The following is a 1,933-nucleotide window of genomic DNA, read 5'->3' on the forward strand; positions in this document are numbered from 1 at the left end:
AATCTTTGATGGAGAGCAAATCATTGCGCCCAGACATGTTGTTATTAAAGGGGAGTCTATTATTTCAGTCGGTGGCGACCTTGGTGGAAGAAGCGATTAAACATGTGCATACCCAAGTGGAGAATGGGGCCGACTATATTAAGATCATGATTGAAGAAGGAACGGTCATGGGTGCACCTGGCCTGCCTGTATTAAGCGATGAGATTCTAAAAACAGCCGTGACAGAAGCCCACAAGTTCGATAAGCTGGTCATCGCTCACGTCTTGACGGCTCTTTCATCGCAACAAGCTATCGATTTTGGAGTCGACGGTTTGGGCCACTTGTTTATCGACAGACCCGAGTACACCCCAGAGTTAGTGAAATCCATAGCGGGTTCAGGCGCTTTTGTTACACCGTGCTTGGTGTTGAATTCATCGATTATTGGAAATACGGCATCCGAATTGGCGAATGATCCGCGTGTTCATTCCAAATTAAGTCCGGATTGGATCGATATTCTGAACTCAAGCTTCAATACGTTCCCGCAAGGCAATATGGAGAACAGCTTTAAGAATGTGATGGACCTTCACCGTGCCGGAGTTGATATTCTGGTAGGGACGGATGTCGCGCCGGTTCCCGTTCCAAACCTTGGCGGCCTTGCTCATGGGGCAAGTGTCCACCACGAAATGCAGCTGCTGGTGAAGGCCGGGTTTACTCCGATCGAAGCTCTTCAGTCAGCTACAGCGAAACCAGCCCGCTGCTTTGGTCTTCACGATCGCGGTCGTATTACTGAAGGTGCGCGAGCTGATATTATTCTCGTAGACGGTGATCCAACAACTAATATTTCGGATACCTTGTCGATCAAATCCGTGTGGATCAATGGTTCGCAGCAACTAGGTTAATCCGATTCGATCTGCTTGTCCAATGAAAACTAAAACTCCGTGCTTTGGCACGGAGTTTTAAAGGTCTGATCCTTTTTGATTTCTGTATGTCATTTGACAAATCAAGCGTTACGCCAAAGTATCCACTGCTTCCTACACCCATGCTGGCGAGGTGATATAGTTTGCGCGGCAACATGCTAAGCACTACATCCACTACCATTACAGCCTCTTTTTATAGTTTTTAGCAATACAGATTTATTCTCTGTAAAGCGGCCTTGGACAACATCTCTTTAATGATGGATCATCGAGATTGGAATTCTTCGAGCAATTTCCGGGATAACCCTCTTATCCAAGCCTCAGAGCAATATTCCTTCAGCCCCACCACTAGACGGGCCAGAGAAGTTATCTAGTTAACCAGATATGAACCATCGCCCCTTGATGATTAGGCTCCATTTCCAGAGCCAGCTCAAGTTCGGTTCCGGCTTCTTCGTCACGGCCAAGCCCCAGAAGTCCCAAGCCTCTCATGTACCGGCAATGGATTACATTGCGTCGGTTCAGGTCATCTTCGAATACCAGGAAGTCTGGCAAGGATACGGCAAAGTAATCCATTTGATGTCATCAAAAATATGCTTTTCAGCATAATCAATCAGTTTATTGAAACAGCGCTTGGCTTCCTTAGCGTTATGAAGCTTCAACCAAGCCAACCCTCGATAGAAGATCATTTCTGGCGGCTGATCGTTGTAGAACAACGCACTTGTCGGCTCAGCAAGACCCTGTGAAGCTATAGTGTAACTGGAGATGGCTTCTGTTTCCCGCTGCAGACCTTCGTAGGCCAAGCCGAGATAATAATAAATATGATTCTCCTGAGTTCCTTCCAACTTCCCTTCACCCAAATTCAACGGATAAACTTCTCCCGGCTTTTCAAAAAGATTTCGGGATTCTCCCCTTCCAGCTATCGGAAGATTCCGAAAGGCAAGTCCGCGGAAATCCCCCCCCCTTCTTTCTTTGATTACACACAATAAAAAAACCGTTGATCTTTGAATTAAAGTAAAATGTACCCTATAAGATGGACACTT

General features: G+C 46.4%; 1 protein-coding gene and 1 pseudogene. One reads left to right on the forward strand and one right to left on the reverse strand.

The genetic code is table 11. The features are described from left to right. Window positions 1–878 (forward strand): amidohydrolase family protein (locus AMS66_RS01805; protein ID WP_236703082.1); only part of this gene is annotated, 878 nt, incomplete at its 5' end. Window positions 879–1,259: 381 nt separating this feature from the next. Here the strand turns inward: AMS66_RS01805 and AMS66_RS01810 are convergent. Then, window positions 1,260–1,765, reverse strand: a pseudogene (locus AMS66_RS01810) (tetratricopeptide repeat protein); the annotation flags it as partial. Between the last annotated feature and the right edge of the window lie 168 nt (window positions 1,766–1,933).

Source organism: Paenibacillus xylanivorans (genome assembly GCF_001280595.1).
GTDB classification, from domain to species: domain Bacteria; phylum Bacillota; class Bacilli; order Paenibacillales; family Paenibacillaceae; genus Paenibacillus; species Paenibacillus xylanivorans.